Here is a 15,804-nt window from a genome sequence, read left to right on the forward strand (position 1 = left end):
TCAGGCATGAGCATCCAGACTGATGATTTCAGCGAACAGCGCATCACCGCGCCGACCCCGGCCTCGCCCAACGAAGAGGCAATCGAACGCGCGTTGCGACCCAAACAGCTCGACGAATACGTCGGCCAGGAAAAAATTCGCGACCAGCTCAGCATCTTTATTACCGCCGCCAGGCAGCGTCGTGAGGCGCTCGATCACACGCTGCTCTTCGGCCCGCCAGGTCTGGGCAAGACCACGCTGGCGCACATCATCGCGCGCGAAATGGGCGTCAATCTGCGGCAGACTTCCGGCCCGGTACTCGAACGTGCGGGCGACCTTGCTGCGCTGCTGACTAACCTCGAAGCCAATGACGTACTGTTCATCGACGAGATTCATCGCTTGTCGCCGGTGGTCGAAGAAATCCTGTATCCGGCACTGGAGGACTACCAGATCGACATCATGATCGGCGAAGGACCGGCCGCGCGTTCGGTGCGACTGGACTTGCAACCGTTCACGCTGGTCGGTGCCACCACGCGCGCCGGCATGCTGACCAATCCGCTGCGCGACCGCTTTGGCATCGTCGCGCGACTGGAGTTTTATAGCGCGACCGAACTGGCCCGCATCGTCACCCGCAGCGCCTCGCTGCTTAATGCACCGATTGATCCCGAAGGCGCGTTCGAGATTGCCAAGCGCAGTCGCGGTACGCCGCGCATTGCCAATCGCCTGTTGCGTCGGGTGCGCGATTACGCCGAGGTCAAATCCAACGGCGACATCACCAAGTCAACGGCGGATGCCGCGCTGGTGATGCTCGATGTCGATCCGGTCGGGTTTGATTTGATGGACCGCAAGCTGCTTGAAGCGGTGCTCTTCAAGTTTAGTGGTGGTCCGGTCGGACTCGATAATCTCGCGGCCGCGATCGGCGAAGAACGTGAAACCATCGAAGATGTACTGGAACCCTACCTGATTCAGCAGGGCTATCTGCAGCGCACGCCGCGCGGCCGGATTGCGACGCCGCTGGCCTACATCCATTTCGGTGTGGCCGCGCCGCGCACCGGACCGAACGGCGAACTGTGGGGACAGTAAGCCGTCAGGGCCGTGCTCAGGCCGGAGAAATGAAATCCGCGATCGCCGCCATGAACTGGTCTGGTTGCTGCAATTGCGGTACATGCGCGCAGCCGGACAGGACAGTGAGCGTCGCGTGAGGCAAGCCCTCGGCTAGCTCGACCGACATCGGCGGTGGGGTCGCTTCATCGTGTTCACCGACCAGCACCAGCACCGGCACGGTGACTGAATTCAGGTCGGCACGCAGATCGAGCGTCGACAAGGCGGCGCAAGCAGCGTGGAAAGTCTGCGGATCGACTTCCAGAAAACGCTCGCGCCGCCGTGCAATCAGCGCCGGATTGGCTGCCTGAAAATCCAGCGAAAACAAGCGCCGCATCGCGACATCGGCAATGCCTGCCAGACCATTGGCTGCCGCACCCGCCGACATACCCTTGAAAGCCGCCCGGCCTGCCTCCGAAAACACCGCGCCGCAATCCGCCAGTACCAGTTTTCCAGCCAGGTCCGGATGACGGATCGCCGTGAGCAAGGCTACGAATCCCCCATAGCCATTGCCTAAAAAAATCGGCGCTTGCGTGTAGTTGAATTCGCGGATCGCCGCCGCCAGCCGGTCAGCCACGGCCTCGAGTCCGCCTTCAACGCGGTCAGAATTGCCGAAGCCGGGCAGGTCAAGGATGACGACCCGGTGGGTCGCCGCCAGCAACCGGGCCAGCGGATCAAAACTGGAGCCGTCGGCCAGTAGCGAATGGAACAGGATGATCGGTGCACCGGCACCGCCGATACGGGCACCGACCTTGTGCTCGCCAACTTTAACGAGAACGGCAATCTGGCCGAATTCCGTCGTAGGTGTTGTATTCATAATGGCCTTTCCTGTCGGGTGGGAGGGATACAGTTCAGTTCAGACGCGGCTGGGTCGCCGTGTCCTTGTACCAGTCGAACGGCGTGTCATCGAGTCGCACCATCACGCTCTTGGTCTCGAAATGCTGGTCGAATGATTCGGTGCCGCATTCACGGCCAATGCCGGAATCCTTGACGCCGCCCCATGGCGAGGCCGGATCGAGCCGGTGATGGTCATTGATCCAGACAATGCCGCACTTCAGGCGTGCCGCGACACGATGGGCGCGCGTGATGTCGTTGGTGCGGATCGCACCTGCCAGCCCGAACGGTGAATTGTTGGCCAGCGCAATGCCTTCGGCTTCGGTGCTGAATTTGGTGACCGAGACGAACGGTCCGAACACTTCTTCCTGAAAAATCCGCATGTCGGCAGTGACATCGGCAAACACGGTCGGCTCGACAAAAAAGCCGTTTGCCAGGGCCGGATCAGCCGGGATGCGGCCTCCGGCGACCAGTCGTGCACCGTCTTCTTCGAGGCCGATGCGGATGTAGCTCAGCACCCGTTGCTGCTGACGTGCCGAGACCACTGGTCCGAGCTGGACCTTCGGATCGATCGGATTGCCGATGCGGATCGACTTGGCCTTGGCGGCGAGTTTTTCGACGAATTCGTCATAGACTTTTTCCTGCACGATCTGGCGACTGCCGCAAATACAGGTCTGGCCAGCACCGATGAAGGCACCAAAGGCGGCGTAGTTGACGGCCTGATCGACGTCGAAATCATCGAACACCAGTACTGGTGTCTTGCCGCCCAGTTCCAGCGTCTGGTGCGCAAAGTTCGCACCGGCCAGTGCGCCGGTAATGCGGCCGGCTTCGGTGCCGCCGGTCAGTACCCATTTGGCCAGGCCGCGATGTTCCGACAGCGCCTTGCCGCTGGTAGGCCCGAGACCGGTGATGACATTGAATACACCCGGCGGCAAGCCGGCTTCGACGAACAGTGCAGCCAGGCGCAGCGTGGTCAGTGGCGTGTATTCGGACGGTTTGACGACCGTGGTGCAACCCGATGCTAGTGTTGGCGCCAGGCTTTTCATCATGATCATCAGCGGATGGTTGAACGGGGTCGAATTGCCAACCACGCCGATGGGTGTGCGCAACGTGTAATTGAGGTAATTGCCATCGACCGGGATGACCGAGTCGCGCCGCGCAATCGCCAGCCCGGCGTTATAGCGCAGGAAGTCCGGCAGACGCGAGACCTGGGCCCGGGTTTCGTTGAGCGAGCGGCCGTTGTTCAGTGTTTCGAGGTGATAGATTTCTTCGAGATTAGCTTCAAACACATCGGCCAGCTTGTTGAGCAGTTTGGCGCGGGTGCGGTTGGACATCGCGCTCCATTCAGGACTCTCGAAGGCGGTCGTGGCGCTTTGTACGGCACGGTCGACATCGGCATCGCTGGCATGGCTGATCTGCGCCAGCAAGACGCCGGTGGCTGGGTTGATTACATCGAGCAAGTCGGGACGGGTGGCGGCGACTTCGCGCCCGTCAATGAACAGGCCGTGGACGGGTACGCCGTTACTGGTATTCGGAACGCTGGACATCTGACTTCCCCTTGATAAAAAAACGATGGACTAACTGACGACGGCAAACCGCGAAATGGCGTCATTGACGCGTTTCGCAGCGGCGGAAACATGGTGTTCGGCGGCGCGCTCGGCGCGCTTGGTCTTGCGCTCTTGCAGCGCATCGATGAGCTGGCAATGTTCGTTGACCAGCGACTCGGGATTGCCTTTCTTGACATTGCTGACGCTGACCCGCACCGCACGTTCCATCTGGTCGATCAGGTCGATCAGGTGGTTTTGCATGCGCAGGTTGCCGCCCAGCGCCGCCAGCGTGTGATGGAAGCTGCGGTTATAGCCGACGAAACCTTCGCTCCACTGGGCGGCATCGAACTGGCGGAATGGCTCCAGCGTCTGCAACTGCGCATCGCTGGCATTGCGCACGATGCGCTCCATGCAGGCGCGCTCGAGGGCGACGCGCAGCTGGAACATGTCCTGTACGTCGGTGACCGAAATCGGCGCGACCCGGTAACCCTGTCGTGGCGTCGAAATGACCAGCCCTTCGCGCTCGAGTCGCATCAGGGCATCGCGGACCGGCGACTTGCTGACCTGGAAGCGCGCGGCCAGTTCGGCCTCGCGGATTTCCGACCCCGGTGGTAACGCACAACTGAGGATGTCGGCCCGCAATTGCGCGTAAGCCGACTCGCGCAAAAGCGGTGTAGTCGTGTTGGGAAGCGGATTTGGTGATGTGGTCATGTTGAGTATTTGAGATATCACGAAATGTATTTTTTTAATTATGTGATACATCACGAAAAAGCGCAAACACGATCAATTGCGCGCTGCACCATACGCAAACTGGCATCTGGCTGTGGAAAACTGCTCATTTAAAATAATAAACAATCGGCTTTTTTTATTTGGTAATATATTAAAGAGAGGCTAAAGCAGCACAAAAAAAGAAGCCAAGTCAAAAAATATTTGATGAAACCAATCAAGGAGACATGTCATGCTGAACAAAATCCTGACCCTCGCTGCAGTCGCGACCGCAGTCACTGCGACCGTCGCTGCTCTTTTATCCGGCCCGGCCCAGGCCGCGGCAGGTGACCCGATCCGAATCGGCTTCCTGACCGTCAAATCCGGCGCACTCGCCGCCGGCGGCAAGCAGATGGAAGACGGCTTGCAACTCTTCCTGAAAGAGCACAACAACATGATTGCCGGCCGCAAGGTCGAACTGTTCGTTGCCGACAGCGCTGGCCAACCGGCCATCACGAAGACCAAGATGCAGGAACTGGTCGAAAAAAATAACGTGCAGGTGATCATCGGCCCGCTTGCCGCCTTCGAGGCATTGGCCGTCGACGACTACATCCGCAAGGCGCAGATCCCGGTGATTTCGCCGTCGGCCGCAGCCGAAGACCTGACCCAGCGCAAGCCTAATCCGTGGTTCGTGCGTGCGGTCGGTACCTCGGCCCAGCCGACCCAGCCGTTCGGCGAATACGCGGCACGCGAACTCAAGTACAAGCGCATCGCCATCATTGGCGACGACTTTTCATTTGGGCATGAAGGCGTGGCCGGTTTCCAGCGCACCTTTGAAGAAAACGGTGGCAAGGTGGTGCAGAAATTGTGGTCGCCACTGAACGTGGCCGACTACGGCACCTATATCGGTCAGATCAATCCGACGGTCGATGCGGTTTTCGTCAGCTTTGCCGGCGGCAATGGTCTGAAATTCATCAAGCAGTACAACGAATACGGCCTCAAGGGCAAGATCCCGCTGCTCGCTTCGATGACCGCAGTCGACGAAGGCATCCTGAAATCGATGGGCGATGAAGCGCTCGGCGTGATCTCGGCGGGCTGGTACACCGCCGCCATCGACAACCCGGCCAACAAGCATTTCGTCGAAGGCATGAACCGCGAGTACAAACAGGATCCCGGCTATTACGCGCTGGGTGCTTACAGTGCCGCGCTGATCCTCGAGCAGGCGCTGAAAACCATCAGCGGCAAGATCGAAGACAAGCCTGCTTTCATGGCGGCATTGCGCAATGTCGAAGTGGCGGGTGATCCGCGCGGCATGCTCAAGCTTGATGCGCTCGGTAATCCGATCATGAATGTCTACATCCGCAAGGTCGAGCGCAAGGGCGGCAAGCTGGTCAACAGCATCATCAAAACCTATCCCGATGTCTCGCAATTCTGGACTTACAACCGCAAGGACTTCCTGGCTGCGCCGGTGTACTCCCGTGACAACCCTGTCGCCGTCAACCTGGAAAAATAATCGTGTCATTCTGGCTGATCCAAAGTCTTAACAGCCTTGCGCTGGGCGGTGTGCTGTTCACGCTGGCAGCGGGTTTTTCGCTGATCTTCGGGCTGATGCGCATCGCCAATCTGTCGCATGGTGCTTACTTCATGCTCGGCGCGTATGTCGGCTTGAGCGTGATCAACCACGGTCATAGTTTTTTGGTGGCGCTGCTGGCCGCAGGGTTAGCTGTCGGTGTACTGGGCGCGGTAGTCGAGCGACTGGTACTGCGTCGGCTCGCTGGCAACAGCCTCGGCCAGGTCCTGGCCACGCTGGGGATTGCCTTCATCATTGCCGATTTCAGCCTGTGGGTCTGGGGCGGCGATCCGCAACCGGTCAGTGCACCGGATTTTCTGGCTGGTTCGACGCGGCTGTTCGGGCAAGTGTTTCCGCTGTACCGGGTTGGTGTGGTGGGCTTTGCGATTTTGCTGGCGATCAGCCTGTGGCTGCTGCTCGACAAGACCCGGCTCGGCATGATGATTCGCGCCAGCGTCGATGACATGCAGATGGCACGCGGCATCGGTATTCCGGCCTCGCGCCTGTTCACCATTGTGTTCTGTCTCGGTACGGCGCTCGCCGGTATCGGCGGCGTGATTGCTGCGCCCATCCTGTCGGTGTATCCGGGCATGGACAGCGACATGCTGCCACTGGCGCTGGTGGTGGTGATTCTGGGCGGTCTCGGCAGTCTGGCCGGCGCCTTCATCGGCAGCTTCGTGATCGGCTTCATCTACAGCTTTGGCCAGGCACTGTTCCCCGACCTGGCTTACATCATTCTGTTCCTGCCGATGGTCGTGATTCTGGCGGTGCGTCCGCGTGGCTTGTTCGGAAGGATTGCGGCATGAAGCGCATCGTACTTCTTGTGTTCATCGTATTGCTGGCGATCATGCCGTGGCTGACCGGCAGCGACTATTACACCAACCTGGCCAGCCAGGTACTGATCGCTGCGCTGTTTGCGTTAAGCCTGAATCTGCTGGTTGGCTATGCCGGGCTGACCTCGCTCGGTCATGCCGGCTTCCTCGGACTGGCGGCGTATTCGAGTGCCTGGCTGATGCTCAATTTGCAGTGGGACCACGCGTCGGCGGCAGCCGCAGCGCTGGCTGGATCGACCGTCGTGGCGGCCTTATTCGGACTCATCGCGCTGCGCGCCAGCGGCATCAGCTTCCTGATGATTACGCTGGCACTGGGCCAGATCCTGTGGGGCATTGCGTATCGCTGGGCGGGTGTTACCGGTGGTGACAACGGCTTGTCCGGCATCACCCGGCCGCATCCGTTCGGGCTGGACCTGGGGCCGGCCAGCCATTTTTATTACTTCACGTTGCTGGTGTTCCTGCTGGTCTGGGCGCTCATGGCGTTGTGGGTGCGCTCGCCGTTTGGTGCCAGTATCCGCGGCACGCGTGACCAGCCGCGCCGCATGAGCGCGCTCGGATTCAATGTCTGGCTGATTCGCTGGATCACCTTCACGATCAGCGGATTTTTCGGTGCCGTGGCGGGCCTGATGTACGTGTATTACCAGCAGTTCATCAGCCCGCACAGCCTGTCACTGGCCAACTCGGCCGAGATGCTGCTGATGGTCATTGCTGGCGGACCGGCGACACTGGCCGGACCGGTGGTCGGTGCCGCGCTGGTGGTCCTGCTCAAAAATATCGCCAGCGGTTACACCGACCGCTGGATCATGCTGCTGGGTTTCGTATTCCTGTTCATCGTCTTGTTTGTACCGAACGGCATTGTGCCGGGTATCGCCAAGCGCTGGCAACAGCGCCGTAACAAGGAGTCCGCATGAATCCCGTGCTGGAACTGTCCGGCCTGAACAAGGCTTTCGGTGGCTTGCATGTCACGCGCGGTGTCGACCTGCGGGTCGAGCAAGGCGAGCGGCATTTGCTGATTGGCCCGAACGGAGCCGGCAAGACGACGCTGTTCAATCTGATTGCCGGTGATTTCTTGTCCGACAGCGGCCGTATCCGCCTGCTCGGCAGCGATGTCACACGCCTGTCCGCCGCACGTCGGGCGCAGGGCGGGTTGGCACGTACCTATCAGATCGTCACGCTGTTCGGCAAGGACACGCTGTTGCATAACGTGATGCTGGCGTTGCTCGGCAAATCGGTGCGGCGCTGGCATCACTGGGGCAGCCTGTCCGGTGAGCGGGAGATGACGGCGCGTGCCCACGCCATATTGGATTCGGTTGGTCTCGGTCACAAGGCCCTGCTGCCGCTACAGCAAACCTCGTATGGCGAAAAGCGCCGGCTGGAAATTGCGATGGCGCTGGCGCAGGAGCCGCAAGTCCTGCTGCTCGACGAGCCGCTGGCCGGCCTGTCGGCCGAAGAGCGCGAGACAATCCAGCAATTACTTGGCCAGATTGACCGCAAAATTACCATCATCATGATTGAACACGACATGGAGGTGGCACTGGCGTTCGCCGACCAGATCACGCTGCTGCACTATGGCGAAGTGATTCTGGCAGGCACCCGCGAGCAAGTCGTCAACGATCCGCGCACCCGGGAGATTTACCTTGGCCACTAACCTGCTCGAACTCGATCAACTCAATGTGTTCTACGCCGACAGTCATGTGCTGCACGATGTTTCGCTAACGCTGGCACGAGGCAAGGTGCTGGCGCTACTGGGTCGCAACGGTGCCGGAAAATCCACCTGCATCAGCGCCATCGCCGGTTTCGTGCCGCCGCGCTCGGGCCGTGTGCTACTGGACGGGTTCGATCTCGCCCGCTGCACGCCGGAACAGATCAGCCATGCCGGCATTGGTCTGGTGCCGCAGGGACGGCGCATTTTCGGCAGCCTCAGCGTGCGTGAAAATTTGCTGGTGGCGGCACGCAAGCACACCCCTGCCGGTCGGCGTTGCTGGAGCTGCGACGACGTCAACGCCATTTTCCCGCGCCTGCGCGAACGCCAGCACCAGCTTGCTTCCAGCCTGTCGGGTGGCGAGCAGCAAATGCTGGCGATCGGTCGGGCACTGATGACCAATCCGTTAGTGCTGCTGCTCGATGAGCCGTCCGAAGGGCTGGCGCCGCAAATTGTGCGCGAGGTCGGTGATGTGCTTGAACAGCTCAAGAGCCAGATTGCGATCCTGCTGGTCGAACAGAATCTCGGCCTGGCCATGAAAGTGGCCGACGACGTGGTACTGCTCAATACCGGTCGCGTCGTGTTTGCCGGCAGTGGTGACGAGTTTCGGCACCAGCAGTCGCAATTGCAATCTCACCTCGGCATTACCTGAGAAGGACTCATCATGGAATTCACGCAAAAATTCGCCACCGTCGGCAACACTACGTTGCGCTACATCGACGAAGGCAGCGGTCCGGCTGTCGTGCTGATCCACGGACTGGCCGGGGACTTCAGTGCATGGCTGGCGCAAATCGAACTGTTGCGGCATTCGTACCGGGTCATTGCGTTCGACAATCGTGGTGCCGGGCAAAGCACGCAGATTGACGAACCGGTCAGCACCGCTGATCTGGCGCGCGACACGCTCGGGCTGATGGATTATCTGCAAATCGCCAGTGCCCACGTCGTGGGCCGCTCGATGGGTGGTGCCGTGGCACAGCAGATGGCATTGCTGGCACCGCCGCGGGTCTTGTCGATGGTGTTGTGCGCGTCGTTTGCGCGGCTCGACCCGCTCGGGCGACGGGTATTGCTCAACATGCGTGATGCGCTTGAATGGCGCATGAACTGGGCCGATCATGCGCGGCATTCGGTGCAGAACTTTGTCTCGGCGGATTTTTTCAACCAGCAACCCGAACGGGTCGCCGCCATCGAACGGCTGATCGGCGGCGAAACCCGCTTGCCGGCCTGCTACATTCGCCAGAACACGGCGTGTCAGGAACACGATACCTTGCCTGAACTGGCGCGTATTCACCAGCCAGTGCTGGTCATGGCCGGTGCCAGTGATCCGATTTGCTCGCTGACTGCCACGGGCTGGTTGGGCGCTGGCTTGCCGAATGCCCGCACCGAGATTTTCGACAACGCCAGCCATTTCTTCTTGATGGAACAGCCCGAGCGCTTCCAGCAATTGTTGTTAATCTGGCTAGGACAAAATGCCTAGTTACAGCGCTTGTGTAATACCACTCGCTAGCTGAGAATAGGGTTCGGTTTAAAAACTACCCTACGCGAGTCTGCAATGCTGATGTCCACAATTTCCAATCGTTTTGCCCACCAGTTGCTTGATGCGCGAGCCGGCTCGGCGCTGATGCCGCGTCTGTCGCAAGATACGGAACTATCGATGGCCGATGGCTATGAAGTCGCCAAGCGCATCCTCGATATCCGCATCGCCGAAGGCGAACAGCCAGTCGGTCGCAAGATCGGCTTCAATAACCGCAAGGTCTGGAGCAAATTTCGCAGTGCCGGTCCGATCGATGCGCCTATCTGGGCCACCATCTACGATTCAACCGTCCGCTACGCCAGCGACAACCGTGCGCTCCAGAGTCTTGTCGGGGCCGTGCAACCGCGTCTCGAACCGGAAATTGTCTTCAAGTTGCGCAAGGCACCTGCAAAAAGTGCGACGCTAGCCGAGTTGGCCAGTTGTATCGAATGGATGGCGCATGGTTTTGAAATTGTGGTCTGCCCGTTTGCCAACTGGCAGTTTGAACCAGCCGATGCAGTGGCTGCGTTTGGCCTGCATGGCTCGCTGATCATTGGTGAGCCGCACATTTTGTCAGAAGCCTCGCGTCGCAATCTGGCACAGGTACTGACTGACTCCAGCATCTCCTTGTCGTCCGATTGTGGTGAAGGATTTTCATTGCGCGGAGCCGGTTTCGGTGCCGACGTGCTCGATAGCCCGGTGCATGCGCTGATGCATCTGCACAAGCTGTTGCAGACGCAGCCTGAGTTCGCGCCGCTGGCCGCCGGGGAAATTATCACGACCGGTACCTGGACCGATGCGTATCCGATCGCTGCGGGCGAAACCTGGACGACCGCATTTTCCGGCGTCAGTCTGCCTGGCCTGACGGTCGCTTTCGTCTGATCGAAGCGATCAGCGCTTGGTAAATACCAGGTCCCAGACGCCGTGGCCGAGTTTCAGGCCACGGTTCTCGAACTTGGTCACCGGACGGTAATCCGGACGCGACGCATAGCCATCGGACGTATTGGCCAGCGTCGGCTCCGTACCGAGCACCTCGAGCATCTGCTCTGCATACTCTTGCCAGTCGGTCGCGCAATGCAGATAACCGCCCGGTGCAATCCGGGAAGCCAGCAAAGCCACCAGCGGTGATTGCAGCAGGCGACGCTTGTTGTGCCGGGCCTTGTGCCACGGGTCCGGAAAAAACACGTGGGCACCCGCCAGCGACAGCGGCGCGATCATGTGCGTGAGCACTTCGACGGCGTCATGCTGGATCAGACGCAGATTGGTCAGTTCCTGTTCGCCGATCAACTTGAGCAAGCTGCCCACGCCTGGCGTGTGGACTTCAACGCCAACGAAATTTTTCTCGGGCATCAGTGCCGCAATCTTCGCGCTGGTTTCGCCCATTCCAAAACCGATTTCAAAAATGACCGGCGCAGCGCGCCCGAAAGTCTGTGCCAGATCTAGCGGGGCCTTTTCATACGGGATGCAAAATTGCGGACCGAGTGTCTCGATGGCGCGTGCCTGGGCGGTCGATAACCGGCCGGCTCGGGTGACGAAGCTGCGGATGCGGTGTTCGGTGGGATCGTAGAACATGGGTTTGCGAGTATCGGTCATGCGGGACTGCCTGTCGGTCGATGTGGATGGGTGCAAATAAAAAAGGCACCGTGGGGCGGTGCCTGGTTCATTCGTGATGCGTTCGTGATGCGTCCGTACTGGAGCGGGTGAAGGGAATCGAACCCTCGTCGTAAGCTTGGGAAGCTTCTGCTCTACCATTGAGCTACACCCGCGAAGGCTCGATTGTACTTGGATTCGGGTCGGACTTGTGTCCAGATTCGTGTCCAGATTCGCGCCCGGATGCAGGCGTGATTCTGATTGACCCGACATCTCACAGGACTTCGATGATTGCCGCTGCACGGCTGCAAGCAGAATGTCGCCACCGTCGGGACGCAGTATTACAAGAACGCCGGCTACAACCGCTGGGCCGATACCAACAACATGATCGTGCTGTATCCGCAAGCCAGTCCGACGTCGGCCAATCCGAACGGTTGCTGGGACTGGTATGGCTACGACGACGTGAATTTCCCTGCCAAGAGTGGTGGCCAGATGGTGGCGATCAAGACCATGATCGATCGCATCACCAGCGGCAATGCCTATGCGGTCAACTCGAACCAGTACCTGGGTTATTACTCAATCTATGCGTACACCGACGTGCGCAACACGTCGAACGGGTATTACGCCTACGGCAGCTGTACCTGACGGAGTCGTCTGATTAACAGGCGCTACAGCCAATCCTGTACGCGTCAGTAGCGCTGTTTGACTGAAATATAGTCATTCCTCCCACGATATTTCATATCGTCGTACCATACGTCCCCGCATACAGCGCCAGCAGAGATTGGCCTGTGCGGAAAGCAGGCGTCAGCGGCGATCCCTTTGTCCTCCCGGGCCAATTCACACTGACTTTGACAGGTTAATTTTCCGGGTGAACATTCGTCCATGACAGACGCAAAACCAATCGATATCGTCTACCTGTGGGTAGACGGCAATGATCCTGCCTGGCGGCGCAAGCGTCATCGCGCTGCCGAAAAACTCAGTACTCGCCATCGTGACGCAATCGCCGTGTACGGCAATGTCGAGGGACGATTCCGTGACAATGACGAGTTGCGTTATAGCCTGCGTGCACTGGAGCGTTTCTTTCCGGAGCATGGTCATGTCTATATCGTTACCGATGGGCAGAGTCCGGCCTGGCTGCGGCCATCGGCCAGGGTCACCATCGTCGACCACGCGTCACTGATTCCGGCGACGTCGCTGCCGACCTTTGATTCCGGCAATATCGAGTCCTACATTCATCGCATTCCCAACCTGTCCGAACGCTTCATTTATCTCAATGACGACGTGTTCTTTGGTGCGCCGGTCCACGTCAGTGACTGGTTTGATGACAACGGTATTTGCGTCGCCTGGTCCGACGAGCCGGCCGTGACCAACGAGCCATTGCGCCAGGATGCCACGTCGCTCGACAATGCCTGCCGGTTGTCGCACCAGTGGCTGGCGGCACGGCACATCGGTGCGTACCAGCATACGTTCCGGACCTTCGCCCATTCGCCACGACCGATGCTGCGTTCGATGATGGTTGCACTCGAAGAGGCCGCACCCGACCTGTTTGCGATGGTGCGCTCGACCACGTTCAGAACCTGGGACAAACCGACCATCGTGTCGGACTTCGTGATGCGCTGGGCGCTGGCACACGGACAGGCTACCGTGCGCGATTACAGCCACCTGTATATTTCAACCGGCGAAGCGGATCAGTTGCAGCAAATTGAACAGCTCGTCGCCCAAGCCGGTTCGGTGGACTTTTTCTGTATCAACGACACCACCGACGATGCGCAACCGCACGATCCGCGTCTGGTCCGGGTGCGCGCCGCCTTGCAGCAAATCTTGCCGCAGGCTTCGCCGTTTGAGCGTGTGTCGGTTGTCGATGCCCTGCGGCGCTGGCATCCGCGTGTCGATGACCATGCTGCTGCCGCGCAGAGTAATCCGGGTGAGCAGCGTGCGCGTCAATCGCTGACGATCTCGGGTGAGGCAGAAATCGTTTAAGCAGTTGACTCCGCCTGCCGCCAGAGCGCGACGCAGGCAACGCTTTTTCTGACAGCGAGGGTGGGCAGGAATGGAGGCATTCTGTTGATGCGTCGCAGCGTCAGTTACGCCGCGAACGTGCAGGATCAGTCCCGCTTTGTGCTAGCCTTCGCACATGTACCAGCCATTCTTTCAGCTCAGCCAGCCCCCCTTTTCGATCGCCCCTGATCCGCGCTACCTGTTCATGAGCGAGCGTCATCGCGAAGCGCTGGCACACCTGGTGTTCGGTCTCAAGGGGGGTGGCGGTTTTGTCTTGCTGACGGGCGAAATCGGTGCCGGAAAAACCACGGTGTGCCGCCTCTTCCTCGAGCAGATTCCCGCCCGCTGCAACGTCGCTTATCTGTTCAATCCGAAACAATCGGTGACCGAATTGCTGCAGTCGATCTGCGACGAATTCAATATCAAGGTCAGCCCGCGCAATCAGGCCGCCGTCACCGTCAAGGACTTCATTGATCCGCTCAATACCTTTTTGCTGCGCACCCACGCGGTCAAACAGAACAACATCCTGATCATCGACGAAGCGCAAAACCTGTCGGCCGATGTCCTCGAACAATTGCGCTTGCTGACCAACCTCGAAACCAACGAACGCAAGCTGCTGCAAATTATCCTGATCGGCCAGCCTGAGTTACGCACGATGCTCGATCGTCCCGAGCTCGAACAATTGGCGCAGCGGATCATCGCGCGCTTTCACCTGGCCGCGTTGTCCGAAAGGGAGACCGCGCAATACATTGCACATCGGCTGGCGGTTGCCGGTGGTCGCAACGAACCGTTGTTCAGCGAGCGGGCGATGCGCCGGATTCATCAGTGCGCACGCGGCATTCCGCGCCGGATCAACCTGCTGTGCGACCGTGCACTGCTCGGTGCCTATGCTACCGGCCTGCGTCGGGTCGATGTGGCCATCATCGACGAGGCGGCGCGCGAAGTATTCCGGCTTGACGGTGCCGGTGCGTCGGCCAGTACGCAGCGCTGGCGTTCCGCGCTGGCCGGTGGTGTGGCTGGCGTCGTGTTGCTGGGTGGGGTGCTGCTGGGCTACAACCGGTTTGCCGCCGTGCCGGTCAAGGCGGCGGCGCTAGGTCCGGTCCGTGCTGCGACTGCTGTTTCTGCTGCCGCCGTGCCGCCGGTGCCGGCAAACCAGTCGGCCGGTGTGCCGCGTGTTGCCAGCAGTGCGGCGCGCGATTTGCCAGCGGCTTACCAGCGGCTCGCCAGGCTCTGGCAGGTAACCCTTGCCGATGGCGACGCCTGCAACGCGCTACAAAAAGAAAATGTCTACTGTTTTGACGGACGTGGCCTGACCGACCTGCGCCAGCTCGACCGGCCCGCGATCCTGACCTTGAATGATGACGATGGCAAAGACTACTACGCGGTACTGACCGGCTTGAACGCCACGAATGCGAGCCTGCAGATTGACGGCATCGCTGATACGGTGAGCCTCGCGGTGCTGGCGCGGCGCTGGAATGGCGATTTCCGAACGCTATGGCGCGGTCCCGCCGGCTATCGCACATCGGTCTCTCCAGGAACCCGCGGCCCGGTGGCAGACTGGCTCGCTGCGCAGTTGGCCGCAGTCGATGGCGTGCCCACACCACCGGACGGCATGGTGGTCGACGAGCGGCGGGTGCGGCGTTTCCAGCTGATGCAGGGACTCAAACCGGATGGCATCGCCGGCCCGCAAACGCTGATGCGGCTGGCCAGCGCGGCAGGACTGGTCGAGCCGCGTTTGCAATCCCTTTCTGTCGCAGCAAGGAAATAAGCCAATGTCCATGATTCTCGAGGCGCTCAAGAAAGCCGATGCCGAACGTCAGTTGGGCGAATTGCCCGGCCTGCATACTTCCAGCTGGCCCGGCGCGGTGCCGGTACGGCGAGCGGACCTGTGGCGGCGTCGTTCGACCTGGCTGGTTCTGGCGGTGCCGGTCCTGGTACTGGCGGGATTGTTCTGGCTGAGAGGGTACGACGCGCCGCCGCCCCGTATTGCGCAGCAGCCGCAGCCGGCACCTGCCGTGATCCCGGCAATGGTCATGCCGCCGCCGCTGGCCAGCAACGATGTCGCCATGCCGCCGCCACTGCCGAAGGGAATAACCAAAGACCGACGCGCAGCGACGTCCGTTTCGCCCGAACGCAAGGACGCAACAGCACTTCCGCGTCAGCCCGCCGGTCGCTTGCTGACGCTGGCGACGTTGCCGGCCAACCTGCAGAGCGAGTTGCCGACACTGAGTATCGGTGGCTCGATGTATTCCGATAATCCGGCCGAACGCATGCTGCTGATCGACAAACGGCTGTTGAAGGAAGGCGAAGAAATCTCGCCAGGGCTGGTGCTCGACAGCATTTTGCCCAACGGAGCGATCCTGCGTTACAAGGGATTGAGGTTTCAGCTGACACAGTAATTTGCAGAAAACAACTACACAACGTGCTTAGCGGAG

General features: G+C 60.1%; 16 protein-coding genes and 1 tRNA gene. 12 read left to right on the top strand and 5 right to left on the bottom strand.

Going from position 1 to position 15,804, the window contains the following annotated elements; all coding sequences use genetic code 11:
* Nucleotides 1-6: 6 nt before the first annotated feature.
* Complete coding sequence (ruvB, locus tag QN370_RS01955) at nucleotides 7-1,062, top strand: Holliday junction branch migration DNA helicase RuvB (RefSeq protein ID WP_322128876.1); 1,056 nt, start codon at nucleotides 7-9, stop codon at nucleotides 1,060-1,062.
* A 16-nt stretch (nucleotides 1,063-1,078) separates the two neighbouring features.
* Here ruvB and QN370_RS01960 read toward each other — a convergent pair whose 3' ends face one another.
* Genes QN370_RS01960 through QN370_RS01970 form a run of 3 tightly spaced genes read right to left on the bottom strand, consistent with a single transcriptional unit; the run spans nucleotide 1,079 to nucleotide 4,172 of the window.
* Nucleotides 1,079-1,897, bottom strand: coding sequence for an alpha/beta fold hydrolase (locus QN370_RS01960; RefSeq protein WP_322128875.1), 819 nt, complete (start codon nucleotides 1,895-1,897; stop codon nucleotides 1,079-1,081).
* Nucleotides 1,898-1,931: 34 nt separating this feature from the next.
* A complete protein-coding gene (locus tag QN370_RS01965; RefSeq protein ID WP_322128874.1) occupies nucleotides 1,932-3,461 on the bottom strand; it encodes an aldehyde dehydrogenase in 1,530 nt (509 codons plus the stop codon).
* Nucleotides 3,462-3,491: 30 nt separating this feature from the next.
* Nucleotides 3,492-4,172, bottom strand: coding sequence for a GntR family transcriptional regulator (locus QN370_RS01970; RefSeq protein WP_322128873.1), 681 nt, complete (start codon nucleotides 4,170-4,172; stop codon nucleotides 3,492-3,494).
* A 247-nt stretch (nucleotides 4,173-4,419) separates the two neighbouring features.
* Here QN370_RS01970 and QN370_RS01975 point away from each other — a divergent pair, with 247 nt between their 5' ends.
* The 7 genes from QN370_RS01975 (at nucleotide 4,420) to QN370_RS02005 (ending at nucleotide 10,663) form a co-directional block, all read left to right on the top strand.
* Nucleotides 4,420-5,679 carry an ABC transporter substrate-binding protein gene (locus QN370_RS01975; RefSeq protein ID WP_322128872.1) on the top strand — a complete coding sequence of 420 codons (1,260 nt, stop codon included), beginning with the start codon at nucleotides 4,420-4,422 and terminating at the stop codon, nucleotides 5,677-5,679.
* 2 nt (nucleotides 5,680-5,681) lie between these two features.
* Nucleotides 5,682-6,542, top strand: a complete 861-nt coding sequence (locus QN370_RS01980) for a branched-chain amino acid ABC transporter permease (RefSeq protein WP_322128871.1) — start codon at nucleotides 5,682-5,684, stop codon at nucleotides 6,540-6,542.
* Complete coding sequence (locus QN370_RS01985) at nucleotides 6,539-7,480, top strand: branched-chain amino acid ABC transporter permease (protein ID WP_322128870.1); 942 nt, start codon at nucleotides 6,539-6,541, stop codon at nucleotides 7,478-7,480. Before QN370_RS01980 ends, QN370_RS01985 begins: the two co-directional genes overlap by 4 nt.
* Nucleotides 7,477-8,217 (top strand): ABC transporter ATP-binding protein, encoded by a 741-nt coding sequence (locus tag QN370_RS01990; protein ID WP_322128869.1) that lies wholly within the window; start codon nucleotides 7,477-7,479, stop codon nucleotides 8,215-8,217. Before QN370_RS01985 ends, QN370_RS01990 begins: the two co-directional genes overlap by 4 nt.
* Nucleotides 8,207-8,923 (top strand): ABC transporter ATP-binding protein, encoded by a 717-nt coding sequence (locus tag QN370_RS01995; protein WP_322128868.1) that lies wholly within the window; start codon nucleotides 8,207-8,209, stop codon nucleotides 8,921-8,923. Before QN370_RS01990 ends, QN370_RS01995 begins: the two co-directional genes overlap by 11 nt.
* A 12-nt stretch (nucleotides 8,924-8,935) precedes the next feature.
* Entirely contained in the window at nucleotides 8,936-9,745 is an 810-nt protein-coding gene (locus tag QN370_RS02000) for an alpha/beta fold hydrolase (RefSeq protein ID WP_322128867.1), read from the top strand.
* 75 nt (nucleotides 9,746-9,820) lie between these two features.
* Nucleotides 9,821-10,663, top strand: coding sequence for a 4-oxalocrotonate decarboxylase (locus QN370_RS02005; RefSeq protein ID WP_322128866.1), 843 nt, complete (start codon nucleotides 9,821-9,823; stop codon nucleotides 10,661-10,663).
* A 9-nt stretch (nucleotides 10,664-10,672) separates the two neighbouring features.
* Here QN370_RS02005 and trmB read toward each other — a convergent pair whose 3' ends face one another.
* Both trmB and QN370_RS02015 read right to left on the bottom strand, forming a co-directional pair.
* Nucleotides 10,673-11,374, bottom strand: a complete 702-nt coding sequence (trmB, locus tag QN370_RS02010) for a tRNA (guanosine(46)-N7)-methyltransferase TrmB (protein WP_322128865.1) — start codon at nucleotides 11,372-11,374, stop codon at nucleotides 10,673-10,675.
* 99 nt (nucleotides 11,375-11,473) lie between these two features.
* Nucleotides 11,474-11,547, bottom strand: a tRNA-Gly gene (locus QN370_RS02015).
* A gap of 115 nt (nucleotides 11,548-11,662) precedes the next feature.
* Between QN370_RS02015 and QN370_RS02020 the strand changes: the two genes are divergently transcribed.
* The 4 genes from QN370_RS02020 to QN370_RS02035 all read left to right on the top strand — a co-directional run bounded on the left by QN370_RS02020 (nucleotide 11,663) and on the right by QN370_RS02035 (nucleotide 15,768).
* The gene (locus QN370_RS02020; protein ID WP_322128864.1) at nucleotides 11,663-12,016 is read left to right on the top strand and encodes a PHB depolymerase family esterase; all 354 of its coding nucleotides are present in this window, start codon (nucleotides 11,663-11,665) and stop codon (nucleotides 12,014-12,016) included.
* Nucleotides 12,017-12,253: 237 nt separating this feature from the next.
* A complete protein-coding gene (locus tag QN370_RS02025) occupies nucleotides 12,254-13,351 on the top strand; it encodes a Stealth CR1 domain-containing protein (protein ID WP_322128863.1) in 1,098 nt (365 codons plus the stop codon).
* Between the two features lie 154 nt (nucleotides 13,352-13,505).
* Entirely contained in the window at nucleotides 13,506-15,137 is a 1,632-nt protein-coding gene (locus tag QN370_RS02030; RefSeq protein WP_322128862.1) for an ExeA family protein, read from the top strand.
* Between the two features lie 4 nt (nucleotides 15,138-15,141).
* Nucleotides 15,142-15,768: a general secretion pathway protein GspB gene (locus QN370_RS02035; protein ID WP_322128861.1), complete on the top strand. Its 627-nt coding sequence runs from the start codon at nucleotides 15,142-15,144 to the stop codon at nucleotides 15,766-15,768.
* The last annotated feature ends 36 nt before the right edge of the window (nucleotides 15,769-15,804 follow it).

It is taken from the genome of Actimicrobium sp. CCI2.3, assembly GCF_035019065.1.
Taxonomy (GTDB): Bacteria; Pseudomonadota; Gammaproteobacteria; order Burkholderiales; family Burkholderiaceae_D; genus Actimicrobium.

Bases quoted from the DNA above. Each gene is read 5' to 3' on its own strand.
- QN370_RS01990 (WP_322128869.1), top strand. From the start codon at position 7,477: ATGAATCCCGTGCTGGAACTGTCCGGCCTGAACAAGGCTTTCGGTGGC.
- QN370_RS01965 (WP_322128874.1), bottom strand. From the start codon at position 3,461: ATGTCCAGCGTTCCGAATACCAGTAACGGCGTACCCGTCCACGGCCTG.
- QN370_RS02030 (WP_322128862.1), top strand. From the start codon at position 13,506: ATGTACCAGCCATTCTTTCAGCTCAGCCAGCCCCCCTTTTCGATCGCC.
- QN370_RS02025 (WP_322128863.1), top strand. From the start codon at position 12,254: ATGACAGACGCAAAACCAATCGATATCGTCTACCTGTGGGTAGACGGC.
- QN370_RS02035 (WP_322128861.1), top strand. From the start codon at position 15,142: ATGTCCATGATTCTCGAGGCGCTCAAGAAAGCCGATGCCGAACGTCAG.
- QN370_RS01975 (WP_322128872.1), top strand. From the start codon at position 4,420: ATGCTGAACAAAATCCTGACCCTCGCTGCAGTCGCGACCGCAGTCACT.
- trmB (WP_322128865.1), bottom strand. From the start codon at position 11,374: ATGACCGATACTCGCAAACCCATGTTCTACGATCCCACCGAACACCGC.
- ruvB (WP_322128876.1), top strand. From the start codon at position 7: ATGAGCATCCAGACTGATGATTTCAGCGAACAGCGCATCACCGCGCCG.
- QN370_RS01970 (WP_322128873.1), bottom strand. From the start codon at position 4,172: ATGACCACATCACCAAATCCGCTTCCCAACACGACTACACCGCTTTTG.
- QN370_RS02005 (WP_322128866.1), top strand. From the start codon at position 9,821: ATGCTGATGTCCACAATTTCCAATCGTTTTGCCCACCAGTTGCTTGAT.
- QN370_RS01985 (WP_322128870.1), top strand. From the start codon at position 6,539: ATGAAGCGCATCGTACTTCTTGTGTTCATCGTATTGCTGGCGATCATG.
- QN370_RS01960 (WP_322128875.1), bottom strand. From the start codon at position 1,897: ATGAATACAACACCTACGACGGAATTCGGCCAGATTGCCGTTCTCGTT.
- QN370_RS02000 (WP_322128867.1), top strand. From the start codon at position 8,936: ATGGAATTCACGCAAAAATTCGCCACCGTCGGCAACACTACGTTGCGC.